This window comes from Paenibacillus doosanensis (assembly GCF_025060755.1).
Taxonomy (GTDB): Bacteria; Bacillota; Bacilli; order Paenibacillales; family NBRC-103111; genus Paenibacillus_S; species Paenibacillus_S doosanensis.
In genome coordinates this window covers 1-24,501 of sequence record NZ_JANYUY010000026.1, presented here as the reverse complement: position 1 = coordinate 24,501, position 24,501 = coordinate 1, and the positions used below count along the sequence as shown (strand labels likewise).

20 protein-coding genes are annotated in these 24,501 nt (G+C 55.3%); 5 read left to right on the top strand and 15 right to left on the bottom strand.

The genetic code is table 11. The features are described from left to right. Nucleotides 1-25: 25 nt before the first annotated feature. Nucleotides 26-295, bottom strand: a complete 270-nt coding sequence (locus N0M98_RS18695; protein WP_259618809.1) for a hypothetical protein — start codon at nt 293-295, stop codon at nt 26-28. A 94-nt stretch (nt 296-389) separates the two neighbouring features. On the opposite strand from N0M98_RS18695, the gene N0M98_RS18690 reads away from it, so the two are divergent. Then, complete coding sequence (locus N0M98_RS18690) at nt 390-1,757, top strand: hypothetical protein (protein WP_259618808.1); 1,368 nt, start codon at nt 390-392, stop codon at nt 1,755-1,757. A gap of 69 nt (nt 1,758-1,826) precedes the next feature. Here the strand turns inward: N0M98_RS18690 and N0M98_RS18685 are convergent, their stop codons facing one another. Together N0M98_RS18685 and N0M98_RS18680 are read right to left on the bottom strand one after the other, a co-directional pair. Next, nucleotides 1,827-2,438 carry an undecaprenyl-diphosphatase gene (locus N0M98_RS18685; protein WP_259618807.1) on the bottom strand — a complete coding sequence of 204 codons (612 nt, stop codon included), beginning with the start codon at nt 2,436-2,438 and terminating at the stop codon, nt 1,827-1,829. A 161-nt stretch (nt 2,439-2,599) separates the two neighbouring features. Further along, nucleotides 2,600-3,466, bottom strand: coding sequence for a YitT family protein (locus tag N0M98_RS18680; RefSeq protein ID WP_249865027.1), 867 nt, complete (start codon nt 3,464-3,466; stop codon nt 2,600-2,602). A 264-nt stretch (nt 3,467-3,730) separates the two neighbouring features. Between N0M98_RS18680 and N0M98_RS18675 the strand changes: the two genes are divergently transcribed. Together N0M98_RS18675 and N0M98_RS18670 are read left to right on the top strand one after the other, a co-directional pair. Continuing rightward, complete coding sequence (locus N0M98_RS18675) at nt 3,731-3,922, top strand: hypothetical protein (protein WP_249865028.1); 192 nt, start codon at nt 3,731-3,733, stop codon at nt 3,920-3,922. A gap of 43 nt (nt 3,923-3,965) precedes the next feature. Further along, nucleotides 3,966-4,175, top strand: a complete 210-nt coding sequence (locus tag N0M98_RS18670) for a hypothetical protein (RefSeq protein WP_259618806.1) — start codon at nt 3,966-3,968, stop codon at nt 4,173-4,175. Between the two features lie 122 nt (nt 4,176-4,297). Here N0M98_RS18670 and N0M98_RS18665 read toward each other — a convergent pair whose 3' ends face one another. From N0M98_RS18665 to N0M98_RS18625, 9 genes are all read right to left on the bottom strand, one after another. Continuing rightward, on the bottom strand, nt 4,298-7,423 hold the full coding sequence (locus N0M98_RS18665) for an alpha-amylase family protein (protein ID WP_259618805.1): 3,126 nt from the start codon (nt 7,421-7,423) through the stop codon (nt 4,298-4,300). 56 nt (nt 7,424-7,479) lie between these two features. After that, a complete protein-coding gene (locus tag N0M98_RS18660; RefSeq protein ID WP_259618804.1) occupies nt 7,480-8,997 on the bottom strand; it encodes a sulfatase family protein in 1,518 nt (505 codons plus the stop codon). Between the two features lie 64 nt (nt 8,998-9,061). Continuing rightward, a complete protein-coding gene (locus N0M98_RS18655; protein WP_259618803.1) occupies nt 9,062-10,339 on the bottom strand; it encodes a glycoside hydrolase family 125 protein in 1,278 nt (425 codons plus the stop codon). Nucleotides 10,340-10,433: 94 nt separating this feature from the next. After that, nucleotides 10,434-13,169 (bottom strand): alpha-mannosidase, encoded by a 2,736-nt coding sequence (locus N0M98_RS18650; protein WP_259618802.1) that lies wholly within the window; start codon nt 13,167-13,169, stop codon nt 10,434-10,436. A gap of 127 nt (nt 13,170-13,296) precedes the next feature. Next, the gene (locus tag N0M98_RS18645) at nt 13,297-14,592 is read right to left on the bottom strand and encodes a sulfatase-like hydrolase/transferase (RefSeq protein ID WP_249865034.1); all 1,296 of its coding nucleotides are present in this window, start codon (nt 14,590-14,592) and stop codon (nt 13,297-13,299) included. A 21-nt stretch (nt 14,593-14,613) separates the two neighbouring features. Beyond that, on the bottom strand, nt 14,614-16,209 hold the full coding sequence (locus N0M98_RS18640; RefSeq protein WP_259618801.1) for an extracellular solute-binding protein: 1,596 nt from the start codon (nt 16,207-16,209) through the stop codon (nt 14,614-14,616). 72 nt (nt 16,210-16,281) lie between these two features. Beyond that, a complete protein-coding gene (locus N0M98_RS18635) occupies nt 16,282-17,175 on the bottom strand; it encodes a carbohydrate ABC transporter permease (protein ID WP_259618800.1) in 894 nt (297 codons plus the stop codon). A gap of 16 nt (nt 17,176-17,191) precedes the next feature. Next, nucleotides 17,192-18,148, bottom strand: coding sequence for an ABC transporter permease (locus N0M98_RS18630; protein ID WP_259618799.1), 957 nt, complete (start codon nt 18,146-18,148; stop codon nt 17,192-17,194). Nucleotides 18,149-18,501: 353 nt separating this feature from the next. Continuing rightward, the gene (locus N0M98_RS18625) at nt 18,502-20,760 is read right to left on the bottom strand and encodes a helix-turn-helix domain-containing protein (protein WP_259618798.1); all 2,259 of its coding nucleotides are present in this window, start codon (nt 20,758-20,760) and stop codon (nt 18,502-18,504) included. Nucleotides 20,761-21,030: 270 nt separating this feature from the next. Between N0M98_RS18625 and N0M98_RS18620 the strand changes: the two genes are divergently transcribed. Next, nucleotides 21,031-21,858 carry a DUF4362 domain-containing protein gene (locus N0M98_RS18620; RefSeq protein WP_259618797.1) on the top strand — a complete coding sequence of 276 codons (828 nt, stop codon included), beginning with the start codon at nt 21,031-21,033 and terminating at the stop codon, nt 21,856-21,858. 6 nt (nt 21,859-21,864) lie between these two features. After that, nucleotides 21,865-22,302 carry a hypothetical protein gene (locus N0M98_RS18615; RefSeq protein WP_249865041.1) on the top strand — a complete coding sequence of 146 codons (438 nt, stop codon included), beginning with the start codon at nt 21,865-21,867 and terminating at the stop codon, nt 22,300-22,302. Nucleotides 22,303-22,407: 105 nt separating this feature from the next. Here N0M98_RS18615 and N0M98_RS18610 read toward each other — a convergent pair whose 3' ends face one another. The 3 genes from N0M98_RS18610 to N0M98_RS18600 form a co-directional block, all read right to left on the bottom strand. Further along, nucleotides 22,408-22,944, bottom strand: a complete 537-nt coding sequence (locus tag N0M98_RS18610) for a hypothetical protein (RefSeq protein ID WP_249865042.1) — start codon at nt 22,942-22,944, stop codon at nt 22,408-22,410. Between the two features lie 440 nt (nt 22,945-23,384). Then, complete coding sequence (locus tag N0M98_RS18605; RefSeq protein ID WP_249865043.1) at nt 23,385-23,882, bottom strand: hypothetical protein; 498 nt, start codon at nt 23,880-23,882, stop codon at nt 23,385-23,387. Nucleotides 23,883-23,904: 22 nt separating this feature from the next. Then, on the bottom strand, nt 23,905-24,147 hold the full coding sequence (locus N0M98_RS18600) for a hypothetical protein (RefSeq protein WP_259618796.1): 243 nt from the start codon (nt 24,145-24,147) through the stop codon (nt 23,905-23,907). Nucleotides 24,148-24,501 lie beyond the last annotated feature (354 nt).

Below are 24,501 nucleotides of genomic sequence, written 5' to 3'. Positions count from 1 at the left end.
TGAGCATTTGCCGGAACCTGTGCCCTTAAGTCAGCGGCTCCGTAACTTCCAGATCGACGAGCAGTTCTCCGTTGCACTGTCCGATGGCCGGCAGCGGCAAATGGCTCGCAGGCGAGACGAGCCCGCAGCAGCGATACCGGATCAAGCCGCCGCGAAGCTGCGCTTCATCGGATTTCCGGCGAACCAGCGATCGAATTGCGTCCAGCAGCGCTTCGTACGCTTCCCGCCCCTGCAGCTCGAACGGGTAAATATTCGCTTCCGCAGCCGACGCATCCGGCTTCCGCCTGCCGTACATCCGCGGAAATAACGTCCCAAATCAGGAAGAAGCTGCAACGAACCCCCTCCTTCAGCGTAGTACATACTAATGATTTGTAAGGAGGTGAACGTTCATGAAGCTGCTTACGGTTCAAGACGGCATAACCATCATTGAGCAGCGTATCGGGATTCCCGCGACGCATGAATTGACAACCGGCGGAATTTACCGCAACTCGTCGCCGCAAGAACAACCTTTTTACAAGATTGAATTGGAATGGAACCGAATCGGCGAACCCGAGCTGGACGAGGAAGGACTGGTCAACCGGCATACGATCCGGGCCGAGCTGGACGCTCTGACGGGAAGGCTGGCCGCTTATTACAGACATGATCGCCGAAGCGAGGAACGGGAGCAGCGAACGGAGCTTCATTCGGAGATGTATAATGCCGTCTATCCCCATGTTATCGAATGGATTGACAAGCTTCAGCTGCCGATTGCCCCAGAGGAACTGCAGCTGAGGAAAAAACAGGCGATCGGCAAAAATCGCTATAAGCTCGAATATGCAAGACAGCACGCAGGAATTTCCTTTGCCGCTCATCAGGCTTTCCATATCGAGCTTAACAGCCGGTTCGAGCTGCTCCACCTCTTCTGCGTATGGGACGAATGTTCGTTTACCGATCCCCGGCAGGCCAAACCTGCGCAGCAATTCCGGCAGATGATCGGCGAAAATCAGCTGTCCCTTTGCTATTTGACCTTATTCCATCCGTCCTCGCACCCTCATTATATGTACCGGGAGGATATATTCGACGCCGAAACCGGGCAGATTCTGTATAGCGATAAAGCGGAGGTGACTGAGCTTATCCGTCTGGACCGGCCCGAGCCGGAGTACAATCAGCTTATTCAAATACATCGCAAACCGGTATTTTCCGCTGCCCATTACGATGTTCTTAAGCTGGACGACGCGGTTACAGAGGCGGATTTAACAGCTCCGCATCCTTTTGCACCGCTTCTCGAAAATTCGGAAATCGCCGCCGCCCGTCAGCTGGCCGTATCTTATTTGAAGCAATGCTACGCCCATGAGCCTTGCCAGTTCGCCTTCTTGCGAAAGGACGGGCATCACCCGATCGAAGGCATGCAGGGCGGCCAAATCAAGGTGGAAATTCACCGCCTGCGTCACGGCATTCCGATCATCGGCGGCAAATTGAATTTGTTCCTCGACCGCCAAACCCGGGAAATGACCAACGTCATGGACGCGTTGAAGCTGTTTCAATCCGGCAAGGAGCGGATAGATACCGCCGGCCTTCTTCCCCCCAGAATTACAGCCGCCGAGGCTTGGGAGCAGCTGCGAGGCTGCTTTCAACTAAGCCTGCAGTATATGCTGAAAGCCTCCGATTGTCTAACGGGACCCAAGCGCGCCGTTCTTGCTTATAAGCTCGTCGATCACGACGAAGTATGCGATGCCGTAACCGGCATGCCGTTGAAGCTGGCTCCGGAGCAAAATTAAAACAAATAACCTGAGAGCTTTATGGAAGCACTCAGGTTATTCAGGTTCGCAGCGCCGCCGCCGACTCCTCTACAAGGAGGATCGTTTGCCCGTTGTACCGGAATCTGTAGGCCGCGGGATAAAACTTAGACGGGCCGTCAGCTTGCCATATACGCCGATGCAGAAATTGGCCGCCGGCTCGGCCCATCTTCTATATTTGACGACCAGCATGCTGATTAGCAGGCCAAGCACGAGTCCGCCCGCAATATCCGCCGGATAATGAACGCCGACATACACGCGCGCAATTCCGATCAAGCAGGCGAGGATCAGCAGAAGGCCGCCCGTGCGGCGCTTCAAGAACCATATCGGGAAAGCGAGCGCAAACGCAAACGTCGCATGGTCGCTCGGGAACGACGGATCGGCGTCATGGGACACCAGTTGATGCACCTCATGATCGACAAAAGGTCTCGGATGATCCACGATCGGCGAGATGATCCAGCCTGCGGCGACAATGGCTATCACCACGGACAAGCAAGAGTAGAACACCATCCTCTGATTGGCCGCTTTCCCGGTAATCCACAGTACGGCCAATACCGCTATCATGACATACACTAAATCGCGGGCGAAAAAAACCATCATTCCGTCAAGCCAACCCCAGCTGCCGGCCGCATTATTAATCAGTTGAAAAATGCCGTAATTCAAGCCGTCACCCCATCCAACATATTCTTGATACTGATCCCCCATTATAACCGATAAATCTTAATAATTCCTTAATATTTGCCAAATATCATGAAGTTATCATTAAGTTTCCATAAAAAAACCGCCGGCCTGTCAGGTCAGCGGACGATGACGAACAAAGCTTGCTAATGAATGCTGTTTTTGTCGAAATTGCCGCCCAGCACATCGGAAACTTGCTGAATCGAGATAAACGCTTTCTCGTCGATTTCCTGCACGATGCTTTTGAGCTTGGAGAGTTCCAGCCTGGTGACGACGCAATAGATCATTTGCGTATCCTCTTTGGAATAACCGCCTTTGGCGTATATGTATGTCGTATTTCTGCCTAGACGGCTCATAATCGCTTGTGAAATTTCCTCGTATTCCGAGGAGATGATCGTAACCGATTTGGACTCGTCCAAGCCTTGCACGACGATATCCATGACCTTCGAGGCTATGTAATAAGTAAAGATCGAATACATCGCGGAATCCCAGCCGAAGACGAAACCGGCAATTATAAAGATGAAGACGTTGATGAACATAATGATTTGCCCGACGGGAAGCCTGAACCGTTTGGACAGCAAGATCGCGACGATTTCCGTTCCGTCCAGCGACCCGCCGAATCGGAGCACCAGACCGACCCCGAGACCGAGAATCAAGCCTCCGAATAAAACGGCCAATATTTTTTCATTGGTAAAGGGTTCCACGTGATGCAGCAGCGCGGTGACTACGGACATGAGTGCGATGGCGTACAGGGTGGTTATGGCGAACGTCTTGCCGATTTGTTTGTAGCCGATAATGAGGAAGGGCACGTTAATGAAAAAGATGAAAAGACCTAAGGGAACTGCCGTTACTTTCGATAATACGATGGAAATCCCCGTAATGCCGCCGTCGATGACATCGTTCGGTACGAGGAATATTTCCAGAGCGACGGCCATCATGACCGCTCCTATTGAAATGAAAATAAATTTTTTCAAAAAGTCTGCAAACGTCATTTTCTTATGTTTTCGAACCATTGCCCTATCCCATCCTTTGTCTCTGATTCTCCCCGTTTAAAATATGCCCCAAAATAAAACGTTGTATAAGAACAACAAAAAACCATTGAAAATCAAGGGGGATTACCTGTGGACGCGAGGATTTCTACGTATTCACTTTATCATTTATCGAAAAGGGCGTCATCTATTTTTACATAATAAACATACCCAATCAATATTCCATTGACAGTCGACGCTTACAATGAAAGAACCGTCCGAACCAAACAACGAAAGGCTGATGTGCTTATGAGGAAGCTATTTCTGAAAAGAACCCGGCTGCTTGTCGTTATGCTCCTGCTGGCCGTATCGATTACCGGCATGATGCAGTTTAACCGAAAATATGTTATCGTCAATCCCATACCGGCCGACCGCTTCGAATACGAATTCGACCTGCTGAACGGCTCGGTCATCGTTAATCCTTACGGTATCGGCAAATAAAAACAGCTTCAAGCAAACCCATTATAAGGACGGTAGAGAGGCAATGAGAACCGAAAGTCAAATCAAGCGAAAAATGATCGAGCTGCAAATGCAAAAACAGTCATCGGAAGAGCGTCTGGCGGAAATCAAGCGGACCTCGCCCGAGGATGAAGCCGCAATCCGCCGCATTACCGGCGAGATCGCTCAATTGGAGGACAAGATCACACTGCTGGAATGGGTCATCAACCCGCCTACGGGAAGCTATCATGTCTAATCCGTAACTTTCGGCATTCTTCAGCGGTTTGTAACCGTTCCAGCCGTCAGTTGCCGTTCCAAAAGGGATAAAAGGCTCCCGCCGAACGGATTCGGCGGAAGCCATATGGTCGTCTGTATCCCCTATCGCACTTCAACGGCCACTTCATCCGGCCGGTATACAGCTACAAGCTTGCCCTCCCTGTCTGCGGCGAACAGCACCGACCGTTCGCTCTGCAGCAAGAACTCGTATGTGCGTCCGGTAACCGGATCTTTCACCCGGATGGCGGCGTTTCTTGCGTATTCCGAAACGAACACGAACAATGAACCGTCCCGAAACGCCAGCTTGCGTCCGTATATGCCAGGCAGATCGCCGCCTTGTTCCCAGTCAAGCTCGGTCGTCACGCCGCACTCGGCGAGCACGTGCGCGTACAGCGCCCGTACCGACTCCGCCCTGTCGTTCAGCTCGACAGGCAAGCCCGTCCACAGCAGCTGCCCTTCTCCGATCCGCGCCTCCGTCAGACCGTACGGCTCGTCTCCGTCCGCCTCCCGTACTTCCTTCCACAGCTGCGCTATTTTCCGCGCGCCGAACGAGAGCGGCAGCGCCTGGCCGCCGATCATGAGCTCTTCCTCACGCAGCACGTTCGTAAGCCGCCTTGGCCCGAGCTGATCCGTCAGCCGCTCTATAGGCCGCCAATGCTCGTCAAGCCCGGCCGGACCGGTCAGCAGCAGCGTGCCCCCATGGTCTCGAACGTGGCCGAGCAGCAGCTCCAGAGCCTGGCCGCTGAAGTTGTGGGCGCTCGGCACGACGATAAGCTTCGGCGGGTGATCCGCCAGCGCGCTCAGCTCGTATTCGCTCATGGCGCGGAAATGGACGTTCAGCTCGTAGCAGAGCACGCGCGTCAAGGCGCTTGTCGCTTCTACGGCCAGCCGGCGGTTCGACAAATCGTTCGAATACGGGAAAACGACGGCGACGTCCTCCAACGCGCGGTCCTCGAACAAATGGCCGATGCTCCCCATAAACTTGCCGAAATCGTAAGATACGTCCGCCTCCGGCTTTTGGGTGCCGTCCGCCCGCAGCGCCCCGATATTCGATTCGTTGACATTATTCATATACATATTCGTATGCCACAGCCACTGCACCGCTCCGGCGCCGCCGGTTGAGAACGCGTAGGCGTATTTGCGCTCCAAAATGCTGCGCAGCTCCGTCTCCGACCGTTTCGCCCGTCCGTCCGGCGTTTCTACGTACATGATGCCCGTTTCCTGGATCAAATTCGGCTTGCGCGGCGTCTTCGCGAAAATGCCGTCCCATACGAGCTGATCCATAAGCCACCACGAATGGTTCGTCGTATAGTCGACCGCGCTCTCGTACAGCAGCGGAGACGGCCGCTGCGCTCCGAGCGCTTCGTCCTGGCCGACCGTAATGAGCTGGCCCGGCGCAATCGTACGGATCGTTTCGCTGAGCGCTGCCGCCCACCGGTTCAGCATGTCCATGCCGAACAGCGAGTAATCGAGCCAGCGCGTCCCTTTTTTCCCGGAATGCATATCTTGAATATCGAAGTTGATTTCGCCCGGCTCCGGCGGCGAAACGGCTTCGAAGTTCGGCAGCTCCGCGGGCGTATACCCCCACTTCTCCTGCAGCTCGCGAATTGAACCGTAGCGGGCTTTCAGCCAGTCGATATAAGCCTTCTTCTCGAAGCGGTCCCGGCTGCTGCGCGGCCCTTCGAAAATACGCTTCGGATCGAACATCGACGGCTCGTTGATCAAATCCCAATGCACGTTCGCCGTTTCACGGTGCCTCGACACGATCGCCGCGATAAACCGTTTCTGCGCTTCCACGCTGCGCGGATCGAGGTACGGATTCGAGCCTTCCCACTGCTCCGGAGTAAACGCGAAAAAGTTGAACGTCACCTCAAGCTCATGCCGCTTGCAGGTCAGAATGAAGGCGTCGATCGCACGAAGCGCCGCTTCCGACGGATGGCCGTCCTCGTACATGACATGACGGTAGCCGGTCCAGATGCCGGTCCGAATCATATTGATCCCCGCCCGCTTCATCTCGGCCATATCCCGATCCCATACGGATACGTTCGGAATAAAAATGAATTTGCGCGCCACGTCGGAGGTCATGTACGTCATGCCGACGATCGGCAGCGGCTTGCCGTTTTTGCGGAAATAGTCGCGATCGCAAGTGAGCGCCTCTCCCCGGGCGAGCAGCTCGCGATCGAAGCCCCATACCGCTTGGCGCAGCAGGCGGACTTCGCCCTTGTCGGAGACGGCCGTGAGCTGTGCCGTATACAAGCCCGCTTCCAGCTCGTCGGGTACGGTAACGGGAAGTAGGGTCAGCTCCTTGCTGCCCGCGATCGCAAACGTATGCGTCCACTCCGGCTCGCTTCCGTCCGCCGTCTGTTTGCCGAACTTGAGCGTGCAGCTCCAGCTGCGATTCGTCTCGACGGCCCCGTCCTCCCACGCCGCACCGCCCATTTGTTGAAGCTGGAAGCGGAACTTTGCCCGGTCCCCCGGATCGTACGAAGCATAGAGCGGCAGCAGCCACATCTCGGTGACGCCGCGGGAGCAGAAATCCGCCAGAGCGAGAACAGCGGCCTCTCCGTCCTTCGACCAGAACAGCGAGGTGAGCCGCTGATTGACGAACAGCCAGCGGGCTCCGGCGAACATCCCCTTCGCGTGCTCGATCAGGACGACAGGCGCAGCCACTTCCCGCTTGTCCGCGGATATGCCTTTGACGAGCGGATACAGGCGTACGTCCATCGGCCCGGCAGAGCCGCTTTCATGCGGAATGTCGCTGGAGCGCGTTGCGTGCATGATCAGGCTGTATGTCGGCTCCACGGTAAGCAGCCCGGTATAGGGCGCAAGCAACGGAATGTCGTCGTGCGCGGCCAAGCCTCCGATCGGAGCCGGGTCGACCGGCATCGCTTCATGAATAAGCAGCTGCCGGTGATAAGCCGTCTGCTCCGATTCGCAGGTCCAGCCGTCTTCGCTCCGGTACACCGGAATCCGGAACGGGGCGCCTCCGGCGCTTATCAGTCCGCCGCCCCGCTGTAAATATTCCAGTATCGCTGGCCAGGCGTCCTTCGGGAAGTACGGCGCGTGCAGATTGACGAAGCAGCCGCCCTGCACCGACCGCAGCAGCTCGGCCAGCCGCTCGCCGTCCGCGATCGCCGCCGAAGCGGCCAGACGTTCCACTTGCGCGGCATCCGGCCGATCGGAGCCGATCGGGAACTGCGGGTCGTAAAAAACGATCATGCGGTTCATATTCCATCTCCTTCGCGTATCCCCTGCGAAGCATCGCCTCGCTCCTCGGGAAAATCTTATTCCATTCTCAGCCTCTTGTACTGTCTCAGCAGGCCGTCATCGTGCAGCACCATCCAGTCGGCGAGCGATTGCCGCATTTCCGCCAACGCGCCTGCGTAACGCGCATCGCCGATCAGGTTCGTCATCTCATGCGGATCGATGGACAAATCGTAAAGCTCGTCCCGATCGCCGCAGTTGAACACGTACTTGTAATGCCCCTTGCGCAGCATGCGCTGGGTGAACATGGCCGCCTCAAGACCGGCCCCCTCCGTAACGATGCAGTCCGGCCAATCTTGCACGGCTTCGCCGGCCAGCATCGGAGCGAACGAACGGCCGTCCGTTCCTTCAGGCGGCGCACCGGCTCCCGCCAGATCAAGAATGGTGGCGTGAATGTCGCAAGTACCGACAAAGCTCGGCTCCGTGCGCGAGACTGCGGACTCCAACCCCGCGGCCGGCTTGACGATAAGCGGGATGCGGCAAGTTTCCTCGTACATGAAAAACGACTTGTCGCACAATCCTCCGTGAATGCCGAGCGATTCGCCGTGATCGGCGGTGAAAATAATGACCGTGTTATCGTATAGATCGTGCTTTTTCAAGTACGCGATCAGCCTGCCGATCTGCTCGTCGATGCTGCTCATAAACGCATAGTAATGTTTAATATACGGGACGAAGTCGGCCCATTCCTTCGTATTGCCTCTCTTGATTTGGTGAATCGACGGTTTGTCGGCCCCGTCGTCGTAGAAGTTCGGCCACGGCTCCAGCTCCGCGTCCCGATACATGTCCAGAAAACGCGTCGGCGCGACATAAGGCTCGTGCGGCCCCCAGAAGTTGAGCGAGAAGAAGAACGGTTTGTCTCTCCGGCGAAACTCGTCGATATAATGAATCGCGCGCTCCGTCAAGAAATATTCGACCGTCGACTCGATCGGGGACGTCAGCTCGGAGGCGTAATGCCATTCGAAATGGCCGGTTATTTTGTTTTCCTCCTGCCATGTCAGGCCGTTGTCCTGCAAATATTGACGGAACTGCGGGTACGTCATCCCTCCGCCGCCGTGTCCGGCAAAATCGTCGCCCTCGTAGCCGACGTCGGTCGGGAGCGACTTGAAGCCTCCGGCAATATCGGTAAAGCGGACATGTGCGAGGTTGCCCCGCAGCCATTGTCCCATCTCGGGTCCGAAGCCGAGATGCCATTTGCCGGTGTAGCCGATGCTGTACGATTGCCGCTCCAATTGCCGGCTGAGCAGCCGCGGGGTGTCGGGCAGCTCCTGCACCATGCTGCCCATGCCGTAGCTGTTCGTCTGCATCCCGTGCTTGAACGGATACAGTCCGGTTTGCATGGACGCCCGGGCCGGCGTACATACCGGGCAGCTCGCATAGGCGTTCGAGAATACGACGCTTTCTTCCGCCAAGCGGTTCAAATGCGGCGTCCGGCACACGGCGCCGCCGTAGCTTTTCAGCGTATCGACCCGCTGCTGGTCGGTCTGGATAAACAATATATTCGGTCTGCGCCGCTCTTTCCCGGCTTGTTGCTGCGTCATACGATCATCTACCTCCCAAAATGATAGTTCTTTATGTGTCAGCGGGCGCCCTGGCCAGCAAGGCTCACTGGCGCTCCCGCTTCATCCAATGGTATACGCATTCGGCGAACAGGCTGTTCGCCCAGGCGAACCACGACCGCGTAAACCTGGCGGGATCGTCCACGTCGAAGCCTTCGTGCATATAACCGGTATCCGCGTCGGTTGCCAGACATGTTTCGATGAGCGACCACATCTCGTCCGGATCGTCAGACGTCAGCGCCTGCATCGACAAGGCGATATGCCATATATAGCGGCGGGGCGTATGCGGGCTGCCGATTCCTTTCGCCTTGCCGCCCTCGTAGTAGTACGGATTATGCTCGCTCAAAATAAACCGCCGCGTATTCCGCACGATCTCGTCGTCCTTATCCTTGTATCCGAGATAAGGGATCGACAATAGACTCGGCACATTGGCGTCGTCCATCAGATTATGGTTGCCGCAGCCGTCCGTCTCGTACGCGTATATTTTGCCGAAGACCGGATGCAGCACGGTTCCGTACGTTTCGATGCCGTATTCGATCTCTTCCTTCAGCGTAAGCGCGTCCCGTTTCAAATAGTTGTCCTGAAACACGGCTTCGGCAATTTCCGCCACATGGCCGAGCGCGACGGCCGCGAACATGTTGGACGGAATCAAATAGCCGAACGTGCACGCATCGTCGCTCGGACGAAAGCCGGACCACGTCATGCCCGTATACTGGACCGGCATGCCCATACCGCCATTGCGCAGCGTGTCCGATTTCGGACCGGTGAGGCGGGTAAACCGGTAAGTCGACTGCTCAAAGTGGCGCTGCTCCGTGACCCACAGCCGGATAATGGAGCGGGCCGCCGTGCGGAACGACTCGTCCAGCGCTTGCTTTCTTCCCGTCGCTTTCCAGTACGCATAGGCGAGCTCGATCGGGTAACAGAGCGAATCGATTTCGTATTTGCGCTCCCAAACCCACGGGTTCAGCTCCGTCAAATCTTCCTCGTAACGGCGATCGTTCGCCTCCTCGTTAAACGCATTGGCATAAGGATCGATGCCGATATAATAAAACTGGCGGCGCAGCAGCCCTTCGATCAAGCTCTGCAGCGTCTCGTCGTCTTTGGCCAGCGGCACGTAGTGGCGGACCTGCGCGCTCGAGTCGCGCAGCCACATGGCCGGGATATCGCCTGTAAATACGAACGTCGTACCGTCCGGCATCCGCTTCGTCGTCGTTTCGAGCGTATTCACATAGCATTGCTTGAACATGTGCAGCAGCTTCGGATGGTGCGCCAGCTTGCGATCCGCTGCTTCAAACAGCTTCTCGACTGCGTGTGGGAGTTGCATCGTCATAGTCTCCTTTGTGCGTTTGTGCAAACGGCTTGGCCTGATGGCCAAGGATTCCTGCTTAGTACGGTTGACTCTGCTTAGTACGGTTGACTCAAGCGATGCTGACGCCCAAAGTGACGATTTCGCTGCCTCGAACGGCAAGGCTCGCTTCCGAACCGCCTTCTTCGATCGCCTCGCGGCGATCCTCAAGCACGCCGCTCTTGTAAAATCCATTGGCCCCGGACGCCCGGCACCTCAAACTACTCTCGCCTCCGGACATATTGAACCAGCGAACCATCCAGTCTCCCGACTCTTCGCTCAGCTTCAAGCTGGAGAATGCCATCGCCTTGCCGCTCCATTCGAAAAATGAATGTACGGATGGCAGCGTTCCGGCGGCAGCTTCGGTTTGAACCGTTTGCCACGGAATCTGGTACCGGTACGCTTCCTCATAGGCGGCGTACGCATGCTCCTCCCCGCCTCCGGCGTGAGGGATAAGGCACAGCTCGGCCGTACAAGCCCTCAAGCATTGCGCCTCCGGCGTAGGGAATACCCCCCAGTCGCCCAGCTCGGCCGTAGAACGCAGCAGCGTGACGGCAATCGTCGAACGTCCGTCGCGGAGCACCTCATACTCCTGAAGGCCGTGATTCGCCACGGTCATGCCGCGCGCATCGTCGTATACGCCGGCAAAAGCATGCTGATGCTGGCAGTTGCTCGGATTGTTCCATTCCGCCGCAGGCTCGGTATCCCGCTGCGCCACCTCGAAAATCGAGTCGGCCCGGTGAACGGCTGTAACCGCGTCCGTCGGAACGAGCATCCGCAGCCTATGATCCTTCGCTTTGTTATCGAACGCCGCGCTGACGAGCACCCCGCGTCCTTCCGCTTCGAGCCGGACCGTCACGCGAATGTCCATCCGCACCGTCTCTTGGCTGCGGCCCGCTTCCCGCATCGTGAAAGGCGTCATTTCTTCGATTTCCGTCTGCAGCCGCTCGTCGGCCGAAACCGGAATATCCATCCTGTGCACGATCTCGAACGAAGCCCTGTAACCGGCATCCTCGATCAAGCGAATGTCCGCCGCTTGCCCTTTCGTCGTTACCGTCGCGCCGTCGGCGGTTTGCTTGTAAATATATTCGTTGCCGACGTCTCCCGTATCCTCAAGGATGCCGAGTCCGGCAAACACGAGGCCGCTCGTCTTCTCCGTTACGGTCAGCGAGCCGTCGTTCTCGATCTCCACTTTCAAATACCGGTTTTCCAGCACGCGGCCGCTTGCAGCCACCGGCTGGCAGCCGCTGCCGGATGCGACGGCGGCGGAGACGCCCGTTACCCATGCGAACGATCGGTATCCGAGCGACGGCACGCCGCTTGCGTGGAATGTGAGCCGGATTTTGCGTCCCATATAAGGCTGGCGAAACCGGTCTTCCGGCAAATCGTAACCGAACTGCACGCCCAAATCTTCGAGCGTATGAGAAACGGCCGCGCCCCGGTCGTCGACGAGCGAACCGGCGGGAAGCGGCTTCGCCTTCAGCTCGCGCGCGATCTGCTCCGGCGCTCCGGCGGTGAAATATTTCCGCTCGATCGTAAGCTCGACGGAAACGGTGCCCGACCGTACCCAGCCGGACGTATTGAACACGACGAACGGGTGAGCCCCGCCGTCGCCGTACTCGGCGAACTTGGACGTATCCACATGCGAGACGATCGCCTGTAAGCTGTCTCCCACGATATTTTCCGCCACTTGGCCGCTTTTCTCGAAGCGGGTGACCATCTCGCGATGTACTTCGTCTACGCTGCAGCCGCATATGCTGTCGTGCGGATGATTTTGCATCAGCGTCTTCCATCCGTATTCCAGCCAATGGCCCGGGTACGGGTGGCCGAGCGAGGAAGCGAACGCCGCCAGCGGCTCCGCGACCTTCTCAAGCAGCGTCTGGACGCGATGGTTCATCTGCTTCAAATAAATGCGCGACGATGCCGTATTGACGAGCGTATACCAGCCTGCCGTCCGCTGGCTCCGCAGCTCCCCGCGAATGACGGACAGATCGGCAGGCAAAGATTCCTTGACCGCCTTCACGTAGTCCTCGAAATTCGAGTGCACGAAGCTCACGTCGGGGTACAGTTTTTCCGCCGTACGGATCGCTTCGGACAAATCGGTTTGCACCGGCTGATGGTCGCAGCCGTTCATGAACAGCAAATGCGGCGTGGAAGCGTACTTGCCTGCGCCGCTGAGCTTCGCATCCCAATACGCTTTCGCCGCTTCCGGATCGGTCGGCACTTCCATGCCGTTGCAATACCAGTTCGCGAACAAAATGCCGAGCACGCCGGACCCGTCCGGGGATTGCCACATCATTTCCGAATATGGCGACTCGTACTCGCCCGGTTCTCCGACCGTATTGTTGAACCCGGTCGGCGTCACGCCGCGGCCGAATACGACCGTATCGATTCCGGCCTGAAGCAGCAGCTGCGGGGCTTGCCCCATATTGCCGAACGAATCGGGGAAATAACCGATTTTGCAAATCGCTCCGTACTTGGCCGCATCGCGGTGTCCGTATTGCAAATTGCGGACGTTCGCCTCGCTGCTCGTCAAAAATTCGTCCTGAAGCACATACCACGGTCCGATGACGATCCGCCCTTCGGCAATGTGCCGGGCGAGCCGTTCCTTCCGGTCGGGCCGTATGGCAAGATAGTCGTCCAATATGATCGTCTGTCCGTCCAGGTGGAAGCTTCTGAACTCCGGATCGCGCTCCAGCGTATCCATCAGCGTATCCATCAGCTTGACGAGCAGATGGCGGTGCGTCTCGAACGGCAAATACCATTCTCTGTCCCAGTGGGTATGCGATATAATGTGGGCCGTTTTCACTTGTGTGTATCCTCCCTTGTATCCTGATTGATCCTCTGTTTCCTTGTCCGCTTTGAAGCAGAAAAGAGAGGAGAGGCCCCCTCTTTTTTTGTCGCCGGGCGATTTTCGCCGGCGAAACGGCTCAGGCTCACGCCTGTTGTCCTAGCTCCGCATACCACCGGCGAACGTCCTGCTCCAGGCGGCTAGCGATATCGGGATACTGGTCCTTCAGATTGACACGCTCGCCGGGATCGGCCTCCAGATCGGACAAGTGAATCTCGTCCGGCTGCGTCCGGTTGAAATCGAGCTTGCCTCCCAGCACAAGCTTCCATTTGCCTTCACGCACGGCAAGCTGGCTGCCGTACTCCCAAAATATTTGCCCATGCGGCGTGGCTGCTCCTTCGGTCGCCATCTTTACAACGCTGGTGCCGTCGATTTCGCCGGCCGCCGGCGCCGGAAGTCCGGCAAATTCGAGCACGGTCGGCAGGATGTCGGCCATCATACCCGCTTCGCCGCATACTTGAGCGGACGGTATCGCCTTCGGATAGACGAGGATCGCCGGCTCGCGAATGCCGCCCTCGAACAAGGACGCCTTGTGACCGCGGAAAATGCCGGCGCTGCCGCCGTAATAAACATCCTCCGTGCCGTCCAGGAAGTTGCGCGATTCCGATGAAGGCCCGTTGTCGCTGGAGAAGAAAATAATCGTGTTGTCGTACACGCCCGCCCGCTTCAGCGCCGCAACGATGTCGCCCACGCCGTCGTCGACGGCGGAGATCATCGCCGCCATCAGCTTGCGGTCGGTCGGCAAATGACTATAGCGCTTCATATATTTTTCCGGAGCGTGCATCGGATAGTGCGGCGCGTTGTAGGCCGCGTACAGGAAGAACGGCTGCTCGCTGCCCCGTTCGATGAAATCGACCGACTTGTCCGTGATAATATGAGTCATATACTCGCCGTCGCGCCAAACCTCTTCGCGGTTGCTCCACAAATCGTGCACCGGGTTCACATTCGGTACGCCCCAGTAAAAAATGTGCGAGTAGTAATCGATACAGCCGGCATGGAAGCCGAAGTAATCGTCGAACCCGCGCGCGTTCGGCTTGGCGTCGTCCGCGGACCCGAGATGCCATTTGCCGTACAAGGCGGTCCTGTAGCCGGCCCCCTTCAGCCGCTCGGCAAGCGTCTTCGTTTCCTTCTTCAGCCCGCCGGTTCCGCGCTTGCCGCCGAGAATATGGCTGACCCCGGCTTTGGCCGGATACAGTCCGGTGAGCAGGGCGGCCCGGGACGGCGAGCAGACGGGCGAATTGGAGTACCAGTCGGTAAATCGCACCCCGTCCTGCGCGAGCGCGTCCAGATGGGGGGTCCGAATGACATCGGACCCGTAGCATCCCAAATCTCCATACCCCAGATCGTCGCAATAAATGATAACGACATTCGGTTTCGTCACAGCGATCACACCTTTATACGATTATTTGTTTTGGTTCCAGCGGTCGTAAGCGTCCTGATAAATTTTCAGCATTTCGTCGAGGCCCATTTTCTTAATCGTATTCACGTAGTCGTCCCATTTTGTCAGCGATTCTTGACCGACGATAAATTTCGCTTCCATTTGGTCGACGTACGTTTTGATGTCGGTTTTGACGACGTTCAGACGCTTCTGCTCTTCGTTGCTGAAGTATACGTCCGGATAATCGCGTTTTGCGTAAGGATCGAGCTTCTCGAGCACCATTTTGTTATAGTCCGGCGCCTTGCCGTTATCGCGCTTCGAATCGAAATCTCTTTCCTTGATAAGCGGCAATTGTCCGCCTACGTCCGGAGTCAGCTTGCCGCGATATTCTTCCGCATTCACGCCGTCCGGGGCCACGAACGTCCATTTCGTTTTGGCGTCGTCGAGCCATTTGTAGCTGTTGCCGAGGAATCCGAGGCGGCTTCCTTCATCCGAATACAAGTAGTCGACCCAGCGAATTGTTGCCTCCGGGTATTTGTTCTGGTTCGTGATCGCGAATGTGCCGCGGCGAATATTCGATGCGCGCAATGCGAGCTTTTCGCTGTTGACCGGGCTTGTGAGCGGCCCGAGCATCGGGTGCTTCAGGTTGTCTTCCGGTTTTGCCACTTTCAGCACGAGGTCCGGAGCCGAGCCGGCGAATACGCCGAGCTGGTTGCTATTGCCTTTGGCGGCCATTTGCTGCGACGTTTGCACGAACATTTCATTGTCGAGCAGCTTTTCCGAGAACAGCTTGTTCAAATAAGCCAAATATTCTTTATATTGCGGCTGAACCGGATTGTAGCGGACTTTGCCTTCCTTCACCTCTACCTCGCGGCCAAGCAGACCGAATGCCGGAAGCAGCACGCCGTCGAAGTTGTTCAGCTTGACGTTGGACATCGGAATTTCGTCGGCTTTGCCGTTTTTGTTCGGGTCGCCGGTCTTGAACGCTTTGAGCAGCTCGTACAGCTCGTCGGTCGTTTCAGGCACCTTCTTGATGCCGAGGCTCTCCATCCAGTCGCCGTTGATCCAGAACCGGTTCGGCACGAAGGCGCGCGGCTGGTCGATGATCAGCGGCAGCGAATAGATGTGCCCGTCCATCGCCGTAATCGATTTTTTAATATCCGGGTTCGCTTCCATCCGCTTCTTGAAGTTCGGCGCATACTTGTCGATCAGTCCTTCGAGGGGAATCAGGTAACCCTGGCTTCCATAAGTCACTTCGTCGTCGGGAGTCAGTCCGGCATTGAAGAAAACGTCTGGCAGCTGGCGGCTGGCAAAAGCAAGGTTTTTCGCTTCCTGGTAATTCGCGGCCGGAGGCGTGTTGAACTCGAAATGGATGTTCGTCATTTTCTCCATTTCCTTGAACAGCGCCATTTCGTTCCAAGGTCCGTGAATCGCCGCTTTCGCCCCCATCATGTTCAGCGTAATCTTGTCGTTGACGATCGGATAATTTTCGGCATTGAAATTTTTCGGCGCTTCATTGCCTTCCGTTTTCGGAGCCTCGGCCGATTTGCCGGAGCAGCCGGATAGCAGGACGGCGCCGCTTACTGCGGTAACCATGCTTACTTGAAGCCATTTCTTCATCTTCGTTTTCCCCTTCCCTTTTTGGCGAAATGATTTCATAAGATCATTCTTTGTCTATGTGAACCGTTCCCATTAGCCTTTGACGGAACCGATTAACACGCCTTTCATGAAAAACCGCTGCATGAACGGGTACACGATAATAATCGGCAAGCTCGATACGATCATGACCGCATACTTGATAATGTCGGCGATTCTCGCCTGCTTCGCCATCGCTTCCATATCGTCCCCGGTCATCATCATCGTGTCGCTCATCTGGTTCTGGACGAGAATTTCGCGCAAGATGAGCTGCAGCGGGTACAGGCTTCTGTCCTTCAAGTAAATGATCGCGCTGAAGTAGCTGTTCCAGTGGGTGACGCCGTAATACAGCGCCATGACCGCGATGATGGGCGCGGATAGCGGCAGCACGATTTTCACAAACAGCATCGTATTCGAGCACCCGTCAATTTCGGCCGACTCCTGCAGTTCTTGCGGAATATTCATCTGGAAAAAGGTGCGGCATATAATCAAATTGTAAACGGCGACCGCATTCGGGATGATCAGCGCCCAAACCGTATTCAGCATGCCGAGATTGCTGACGAGCAAAAACGTCGGGATCAGACCGCCGCCGAAAAACATCGTAAAGACGATCAGTCCCATCATGACGCCGCGCCCCTTCAAATCTTTGCGCGACAGGGCGTATGCCCCTGGAAGCGTAAACAACAGGTTGATCAACGTGCCGAGCACCGTGTACATAATCGTATTGCGGTACCCGCTCCAAATTTCCGGATTTTGAAACACCCGCTGGTAGCCTTCGAATGTGATCCCTTTCGGAAACAGCCACATTTCGCCCTGATTGACATAGACCGGATCGCTGATGGAGGCGCTGATTACATAAACGATCGGATACAGGACGATAATGAAAACGACGAACAAAAACAGTTTGTTGACGCCGCCGAATATCCGGTCGGACAAAGCTTCTCTATTCATGGTTGACCACCTTCCCTTACCACAAGCTTGTTTCGTTCAACCTTTTGGCAATCCGGTTGACCGTGAGCAGCAAAATGAAGTTGATGACCGAGTTGAACAAGCCGATCGCCGCCGAGAAGCTGAACTGTCCTTGCACGAGACCGCTTCGGTATACGTAAGTGGAAATAACGTCGGACGATTCCAGGTTGAGCGGGTTTTGCAGCAAAAATACTTTCTCAAAGCCGACGGACATGAAGTTGCCTACGTTGAGAATGAGCAAAATGACCATGGTCGGTACGATGCTCGGCAAATTGACGTGCCATACCCGTTGAAGCCGCGTAGCGCCGTCAATCATCGCCGCCTCATGCTGCTGCGGATCGACACCGGCCAAAGCGGCCAAATAAATGATCGTTCCCCAGCCCATACTTTGCCATACGCCGGATAAGACGAATACCGACTTGAACCATCCCGGCTCGGTCAGGAACGGCACGGGCTCTCCGCCGAACGCCTTGATCGCCAAGTTGATGAGCCCTGTTCCCGGCGATGCGAAGGCGATGATCATACCGGCCATAACGACGACCGAGATGAAGTGAGGCGCATAGGTTACGGTTTGCACCCATTTTTTAAATGCCCCGTCGCGCAGTTCGTTCAGCGCCAGCGCCAGCAGGATCGGCACGGGAAATCCGACGACCAGCTCGTACAGGCTGATGCCGATCGTGTTTTTGATCAGCGTCCAAAAATAGTAGGAATCGAAAAACCGCTTCAAATGCTCCAGCCCGACCCACGGACTGCCCCATATGCCGAGGCTGGGCGTATAGTCGCGAAAGGCGATCTGCACGCCGTACATCGGAAAATAGTGGAAAATAATAAAATACGCCATCGTCGGCAAAACGAACAAGTATAGCTCCCAATTTTTGCGTATCGACTTCCATCCTCTTCGCCGCTCCGCTTGTTTCGATAGCTCCGGAGCCGCCACCCCCGTCTTGAATGTCATAGACTTTCGTCCCCCCCTAGCAACTTGCGGTTTATGGGGTTTATGTTATCTCGTGTTAGCGCTTTCGTAAATTTGTTGTTCGTGTTTTGGACTTGTCGTATTTGACAATCCCGCACGGCTCTAGGCATCCGAGGCTCCGATATGTATTTCTTGCGGCAATTGTTGTTTTTTGTTGACAAAAAAAATCCGTAAAAAAGAGACCTGCCCCGGCCCGCGCTCCCGTTTGGAACGGCCCCTGAGACAGGTCATTCGTTAAATTGTCGGAATCGGACCTCCCTCGGCAGATTGCAACTGCGGAGGCCGACTTCTGCAATTGAGTACCGGATCGCGCTTGGACGATTGGGTGCCGCAGCTTACGTATGAAGCTTGCGGTATTGTCCGAGCGTAATCCCTTCCGAATTTTTGAATTTGCGCATAAAGTTAGGCACGTCCGAATAGCCGACGCTGGCGATAATATCTTTGATCGCCATATCCGTAGTCCGCAGGAGGCGCTTCACTTCCTCCATCCTCAGATGGGTGACGTACTCGGTAAACGTATAGCCGGTCTGCTCCTTCATGAAACGGCTGAAGTACGACAACGACATTTGAAAATGATCCGATATTTTCTCCAGATTCAGATCGTACAGCTTGAAGTTGTCGCCGATATATGCCAAAATATCGCGTCCGAGCTCGCTGTTTTTATTTTCCTTGCTGGCGTTCGCATGGTCGCAAATATCGCCGATCAAGCCGTGCATTCCTTGGCCTAGCTGTTCGAGCGACGTAAATTCGGTGAGCATTTGCCGGTGCTCCGGCTGGATCGTCAACTGCAGCTCCTTCATCGTCCGCAAAAACGTATTGATTAGATCGAAGCACATGCATCGCAAATAGAACAGCGACACTTCCTTGCCCTTCAAATCGCCGAGCAGAGCTTGCAGCGACTCTTTCGCCGCCTCCTTGTTTCCCTGCTTCATGCTCTGCACAAGCCGGATCTGCTCCTCCACGGAATACCAGTCGCTGCTTTCCTGAAGCTGCGAAATTTGGTCGAAGAAAATAATGTCGCCCCTTCGCCCCCGAACGCTGTATTCGATCGCCGCCGACGCCTCGATATACGACCGGTTGACATAGAGCAGCTCCGTTACCGGATTGCCGACTCCGATCGTCGGACGAATGCCGCTGCACTGCTCGAACAGGTCCGCTATATCCTGAACGGCCTTCTCCCGGTAATCGCGGGTGCAGTCGCAGCCCGTCTCCGTGCCGAAGAGAATGACGATCGCGTTGTCCTGGATCATCTCGACCCCGTATCGCTCCGCGTGCGGCAAAGCTGCGGTGGACAGCACTCCGAGCAGTTCCTCCCGGCTTTGTGTGGATATATATTCTCCCCCTCCTACAGAGGCGACGGCCACGAACCATGTCGCTCCCGCGAACGCAAACTTTTCCCGGGCAATAAAGGCGTCAAGCTCCTGCCGGCTCTGGAACGCTCCGGCCAGCAGCTTGACGAAAAACTGCTCGCGGATAATCGGCCGCTGCTGATCGATCTGCTCCTTCAAATGTTCGGTCGCCCGGACCGAATCGCGGATCAGATCGAGCTCGCTCACTTTGCGCCCTTCCGCTGCGGCTTTACCGCCCTGCATCGAGCGGACCTGATCCGCAATGCTGCGGATCGGCCGATACTGGCGCGACGACAGCAGCATGGCGATAACGATGCCGACCACGATGACTGCGAGACATACAAGCAAAATAAACGTCCGCATCTCAAGAACGCGGCCGAGAAACTGTCTGGTCGGCATCGCTGCAACGTAAGACCAGCCGGTGATCTCGGACTTCATGCTCATAAGCGAATAGGGCTCTCCCTGAAACGAAACATCGTGAATGCCCTGCTCGCCGTTTTGCGCGAGAAACTGCTTCGCATCCGGCTCGGCCAGCTTCGATTCGCGGTTGCTGGACACGATGATATTGTTTTGCGCGTCGGAAATGTAAACACTTCCATTAAAATCGCCCAAAATCGGCCCGACCAGATCGGCCAGCACCCGTTCGCGCACAAGGAAAACGATCGTTCCGTAAGGCGACTGGCTATTGCGCGGGATCGGATACATGAAGGCGAGCAGCGTCTGCTCGCCGTCGCTTCCGGATAGGCGGGTGTCCACCCGCTGAATTCGCGGCAGCAGCAGCTCGTTCATCTGCTTCGCAAGATCCGCCGAGTCCATATCCGCGAATTGGTACGTACGCTGCGTAAACGTATCGAGCGAGTTCAGTCCGATCGACGTATAAAGCTGCGAGTCGCCGTGGAAATATAACGCCAGCTCCTCGACGATCGCGTTGTTCGCCTTATATTTGGCAAGCTCCTCGATCGCTTCGATTTCTTTGTATGTGCCGTTCTTCACCATGAACGGCGTCAGCTTCGGATCGATCGATAACCGAGACGCCGTATTGTCCAGCCCTTTGGCGACCAAGTCAAACGAGTTCATGACCTGGTTGAGCTTGTACATATTGGACGACTCGATTTCGCTTTTGAACTTGACCACCGCATTGTAATAAACGACAGCGCTCAAAATGATGAACGGAATCGCGAATATGAGCACATGCGACAAAAAGATCTGCTTGAACAGGCGGGACCGGCTGAGGCTTGTTTTCAAAAGGGCTGCCCTCCTTTTTGTCTGTATTTGTCGATGTGTCTATTATAAGCGTAAACTTTCCTTTTAGTAAAACCGGCATTTGTACCTGCTCCTTACCGGACAAGGCCTCTCCCCGGTTACCGGGCTTCCCTTATGAAGGAAGCCTTCATCGGCCATGTGATCGAAAAAATTTTTATCGGTTACGGGTCTGCCCGCCGTCCTTGCATGGAACAAAAAGCCAGCGCATCTCGTTTGAATGATTATAGAAAATAAAGGAGGCTTCATCTCGCCATGCTCATTTCAAAACTGGTTGCCGCCATTATCTCCCTGGGCTTATTAACGGTAAACTGCTCCGGTAACGCGTTGATCACGCCTTCCCCTGGGATCGCAACGGACCCGGTCCATAATGCCGATGTCATTAATATTCACGGAAGCGTGAAGCATCTTGAGAGGCTCGATGCTTTTATGGATCAGATGCAGCGGCGGCAAGACGCGTCCGTCGTCATCTCGCATTATACGATAGAAGGAGATCCGATCTACCATCGCATCGAGTACCGGAACGGTGCCATGAATGTGGAATACGACACGACGCAGGACAAATTCGGATCGGGCAAAATCATCTCTTATACTTGTCAAACCATGGATAAGTCGGAGACGGACACCGAAATGAAATACTCGCTGCACGGCTGCTCGGGAGAAGCTCCCGATTGGGATGTGCTGCACCTCTCCTATGACGTGTCCAAGCAGGATTACTTCGCCTTTCATCTGAAATACGGCGATAAGCTGACCAATGAAATCGATACGATTGACATGAAGCTCGTGAAAGACCTGAATAACGGGCAAATGCAGGCAGTGAGCGATTTTCAGCTGAACCGGGAGGAAAACCAACAGATTTACAAGAAGCTGGTGCTTGCGAGTTATTTGACGGAACCGTCGTTTGCCGCTTGCGGCACGCAGCCGAAATATGAGCTGAAGGTAAGGATCAACGGAGGGGAGCGGCAGTTTCAATGGTCCGAATGCGATAGCGCCGACAATAAGAAGTTCACGGAGATTGCCAAGCTGATGATCGGCATCGTAGAATCCGGTCCGATATATAAAGCGATGGAAGGAGCCCAGTAAGCCGATATGAAACGATGGATGACGATGATGACGATCATTCTGATTTTTGGTATCGCAGCGGCCTGCGCGAAGCCGGCGGATAAAAGTCTTCCTGCGTCGGCCCCGCCTCAAGCGTACGGCATGGTCGGCGAGCAGAGAATTCCGTTCATTTTGGGATCATACCATTGGAACAACACGATCGCCGACGCGCCTCCGCCGTATAAACTGGTCAACAGCGAAACTTCAGCCGTCGAGCTTGTCGGCGATGAGCTTCTGATCGAGTTCGAAGCCGAGTCGAAGCCGGAACGCGTCGCCGCGTATACATGGGAGAACAAGACTGCCGCGCCGGCGGCCGTTTCCGGAAACCGCCTCTTACTGCCCCGCGAGCCGGGAACGTATATTTATGAAGTGGTGGGAACATGGCCGCAGGGCGATGCCCGCTATGCGTTCGCAATCCGCAGATGAAATCAAGCCCGGGACGGGTCTTGACGGAATAAATTTCGTCGAAGCCTTCTTCTCTGCTGGGAGGCTGCAGCTTGCATTCCGATCAATATGACGCACTCCATGAAGTCACCCTTCTTCTTCGGCAAGAAGCTGCAGCAGCTCCTGCACAGCGGGAGCAAGCCGCGCGTTATTGTCCTTAATCGAGGCAAACATCGGCTCCGCCCGCTTCAGCAGCGCGTAGCTAAAATAATAATATCCGAAAAAATGATCCGGATCATACCCACGCGGTTCCTCGTCCTCCCACAGCAGCTCGTCTTCCTCTTCATCCACCGGCCATAGGCAGGCTTCGTCCAGCAGACTGCCCATCGTTCCGGGCGGCTGCTCCGCTCCCAAATTTCTACCGGCGAAAGCGGAGGTTACGCTTAAGTACAGCTCGATTTCGTCTGCGTCAACCTCTTCCGGTTTCCGCCCGGCAAGCTCGCGTAGCAGCATAAGAAGCGCCCACGGCGTTGCTTGCCACAATGTGCTCTGATGCTCGATCAACCCGGCCAGCTCTTTGTATTGCCGATTCCTAATCAAACGGGGAATGTCCGTGCCTCGCCCGTACGCGGTCGTCAGCCTCCTCCATGGAATTTGATCTATCGTTTCCAGCATACCATCCATCGCACACTTCTCCTTCCTTGATCTTCACCGACTGTACATGCAAAAGCATCTTCCGATCGCTCTTGTTCCCGGATTTCTTGAATGGTTAAGCCCGTGAAACGGTTGAAATCCGGGAACAAAGGCGAACGCTTCGCTTGTACAGATTGCTCTCGCTGCTTCGTCCGCTTTTTCCCCTGGCTTTTAAAAGGGTGGTGAAAAAGTCCGCTGCGGCGTCCATTTGATCCTCCAATCGCTGTTGAAAACGGATTCTTCGGATTGTTTTTTCATTTTTCTGTGGAGAGAATCCGTTTTCAAAGGCGAACGCTTACGCTTTTCCAGATTCAAATGGCCCCTACGCTCGTTTTTCACCAGGCTTTTAAACGGGCCGCGATTCAGCGTGCCCTGCGGTCGATAAGTGTTCCACTCGCTATCATCTCTCCTTCCCGTTTGTCACCGCGCTTCTAAACGTTCTCCCCCGTAATGACACAGCCTTCGAGCACGAGCCAGAGATGCTCCTCGTCATAGCCGGCGACGACTCCCTCGATACGATAACCCGGGTACAAATATTGCGGAGGCGTCCTTTCCCTCAACCCGGCATCCCCGGTAACGGCATAGGCTTGCTCCCCGCTTAAGCGGATAATTGTCCCGTGCGGGTAAAACATCGCTATAACGCCCGAAACAAAGTCCCCCGGCGAATATTGCCGTTTGACCCGCTGCCAGTCCGCCCGGTAAGGCTCGGTCGCCTGAAGCCACAGACGTTCAAACTGCTCTTTGGGAATTTCGCAGTCTCCCTCCATCATTTCAACTTCCTGATCGGTCAAAAAGAAATCCGGAGCAGCGGATACCCGATACCGGTTCCCGTCAAAGACGGTGATTTGCCGGTAAGCCGTACCTTGTCCGTCGGTTTCAAAATAGTACCGCTCTCCCTCTTCCACTCCGACCGCTTGAATATATTTCATACTCCTTCACCTGCAGTATTCGCTATTTGCGGGCGGCTGGAATGCTGCCGTGCCCTAATCCAAAGTATATAGAGCCGGTTCCCGCAAAACAACCGACCGATCGGCCTAGAAAAATGGTGAAAAAGTTCGCTGCAGCACCCATTTGATCTTTCCCATTGCTGTTAAGATCGTATGGAAAAGAGGGCTTAATCCCATGTTTCATAGGAAGCCCTCTTTTTCTAGAAATCTCTAAAAGTGTGGTGAAAAAGTCCGCTGCGGCGTCCATTTGATCCTCCAATCGCTGTTGAAAACGGATTCTTTGGATTATTTTCTCGTTTTTCTGCGGAGAGAATCCGTTTTCAAAGGCGAACGCTTACGCTTTTCCAGATTCAAATGGCCCCTACGCTCGTTTTTCACCGGGCTTCTAAGAGTCTGTCCGACGGAGTTACTTTTGTAGGTCCCTTCGGAGTAAGACTCGGTTTTCAAATGATTTTTCATCACGATTTGAGTATGATCACTGTGTCTTTCTTTGCCTTTGTGGGAGTTACGCCGCTTTTTTACGTTTTTGGGCAGACCTCTCCCGTTTATACACCGTGGATGGTTTGGGATATTTGGCAGAATGAAGCTTTCTTAAATTATA